This window comes from Caballeronia arationis (genome assembly GCF_001544975.2).
GTDB classification, from domain to species: domain Bacteria; phylum Pseudomonadota; class Gammaproteobacteria; order Burkholderiales; family Burkholderiaceae; genus Caballeronia; species Caballeronia arationis.
In genome coordinates, this window is the sequence record NZ_FCOG02000330.1 from 1 (window position 1) to 2,789 (window position 2,789).

Sequence of the window (2,789 nt, forward strand, 5' to 3'; positions counted from 1 at the left end):
ACCTCGGGCGAGCGGCTCAGCAACTCAGCTTTGACGTGAATTAGATTAAGCGGATTCTTTAGCTCGTGCGACAGTACGGCAAAAAATTCATCTTTTTGGCGGTTCACCGTTTCCGCCTGAGCCCGAATGGCGCGCTCGAGCGCCAACTGAAGTTGCTGCTGACTTTCCACGCTCTTGCGGTCGGTTAAATCGCGCGCTATTTTCGCAAGACCCTTGAAGTCGACGGTGTCGATCGATGTCATGACACCGCTGCAATAGATCTTTCTCCCGTCCTTTCTGAGATGCCAGCGCTCGTCCTCGGCACGACCTTCCTTCTTGGCTGTTTCGCGTTCGGCAAGCGGTGCGCTCGGCCGGTCTTCCGGGACGAATATGAGATCGATCGGCTTGCCCACGACCTCGTGTTCTTCAAAGCCAAACATGCGGTGCGCTCCTCGGTTCCAACTGAGGATCGTGCCGTCCGGATCTTGCACAATGATTGCGTAGTCGTCGGTGGTCAACGCAGCGAGCTTCAGACGTTCTTCACTCGATCGGGCCGCTGTCTCAGCCCGGCGTCTTTTGGTGATGTCGATCAGCGTGAGCACGGCGCCGTCGATGCGATCGTCCACGGTTCGGTATGGCAGCACGCGAGCGAGAAACCAATGGCCGTCCAAGGTGCTGACTTCCCGCTCCGCTAACTTCAGGTCCTCGAAGGCGCTTCTTACATCAGCGGCGAGTTCCGGATAATCCAGGCGATGCGTCAAATCGAGCAAGGGGCGACCGATATCCGTCGCGATCAAGTTGAACAGTCCCACGGCAGCGGGCGTATAGCGTTTGATGCGCATCGAACGATCGACAAAGATGGTCGAGATGCCAGTGGAGGCGATCAAGTTTTGAAGGTCATCGTTGGCTTTCGCAGTCTCTTCCACCTTCGCCAGCAACGCACTATTGACCGTCACGATCTCTTCGTTGACCGACTGCAGTTCTTCCTTGCTGGTTTCGAGCTCCTCGGACGCTGAACGCATTTCTTCGTTGATCGCCTGTAACTCTTCGTTGGAGGCCTTTAGCTCCTCGCTGGAGACGTTAGAATGCTCGACCGTCGATTGCAACAGCTCCTTCAATCGCCGTACTTCGGCCTCGAGGTGAGCGACGACAGGATTCTCGTCAGTCGGAGCGACGTGGGACGCTTCGGGCAACGTCGTCTCCTCCGCCTCATCGAAGAACACAGCAAGGACATCTCCACCGGCCGCATCGTAGAACGGGCGCACAGTCATATTGACGTAGGAAAGAGCGGTACCACGCGCGAACCTCACGCGTTCTGCATCGACGCTTTTGCCATGTTGCAGCGCCTGAAAGAGCGCAGTTTGAAGCTCCAGTCTCAGTTCGGGGTTGATCAAGGTGAGCAGATTGTGAGACGGTTCACCGCCGACGTATCGGAGGAACCGGCCGACATCCTCTGACATATGCAGGATTTCCCCGTCGCGATCGATCAGCACGCTTGGCGGCGCATAATGCTCCATCGCGCTTCGGTGCAGGGCTGCGAACGAAGAGTTCGTGCGACCAATCGCTGGCTTTATGTTATTGAAGTGAGTCGGCTGCGCCAGTGGGCCGACGAACGGTAACGTCGGCGCAGTTCGCGCGCTCGCCGACTTCTTCGCGCGATAAATCCGGTTCTTCTTGTCAACGGCGGCAAAAAGGTCATCGGCAATCTCAGCCGACTCGGAACTACCCAAGAAAAGATAGCCGCCTGGTTGAAGCGCGAAGTGAAACGTCTGCAAGACCTGTCGCTGTACCGTACGGTCCAGATAGATCAGAAGGTTGCGGCATGACACCAGGTCGAGCTTGGAGAAGGGTGGATCGCGCAGAAGGTTATGTGCGGCAAACAGAACCTGTTCCCGTAAGGATTTGTTGATGAGGTAGCGCCCGTGCGTGAGCGTAAAAAACTTTCGAAGCCGGGCAGGCGGAACGTCGGTCACAATGGGCGATGGATAGTTGCCCGTGCGCGCCGTCTCGATAGCGCTCTCATCGATGTCTGTCGCGAACACTTGAATCGCACAGCCTTTATTGGCTTCCGCAACACATTCGTTAAGCAGCATCGCGACCGAATACGCTTCTTCTCCGGTCGAGCAGGCCGCGGTCCAGACGCGGATGGAGTCGTCATCGGACTTGTCTTCGCAGATGCGGGGCACGATTTCGCGCTCAAGAGCTTCGAAAGCGTCCCGATCGCGAAAAAAATTCGTCACGCCGATCAACATGTCCTTAAGCAATGCGGCGGACTCTTCCGGGTGAGTGTCGAGAAACCGCTGATACGAGGGTAAATCTCGAAGCGCGTTGACTTGCAACCGGCGTTCAATGCGTCGCAGAACGGTCGAGCGCTTGTAGTGCCGGAAGTCATGCGCGGTGCGGGCGCGCAGCGTAGAAAGGATTTTCTGCAGCGCGTCTTCCTCGATCGCCGCTGTGTGCGGCGCCGCACTACTATTCACCGACGATGCTATCAGGGGCCGGTCGTCGGCGACGGGAGGCAACTGAATCGCTCGCGCGTTGTCGCGTAATTCGATAAGTTTCTGCGGGATCTCGACGACTGGCAGCACAATGTCGACCAGGCCCGTCGCCATGGCATTGCGAGGCATCTCATCGCATTCGGCGTCCTCGGGACTTTGCGCGATCGTCACGCCACCATGCTCCTTGATCCGACCTATTCCGATCGTACCGTCGCTGCCAAAGCCCGATAAAACCACGCTGATCGCGCGGGTGCGGTGTACTTCGGCGAGGCTGCGAAAAAACAGGTCGATCGCCACCGGTCGTCCTGGTTC

At 57.5% G+C, this 2,789-nt stretch carries 1 protein-coding gene; it reads right to left on the bottom strand.

The window, feature by feature from the left end; all coding sequences use genetic code 11:
• Positions 1–2,774 (bottom strand): CheR family methyltransferase (locus AWB81_RS41740; protein ID WP_062644351.1); only part of this gene is annotated, 2,774 nt, incomplete at its 3' end.
• Between the last annotated feature and the right edge of the window lie 15 nt (positions 2,775–2,789).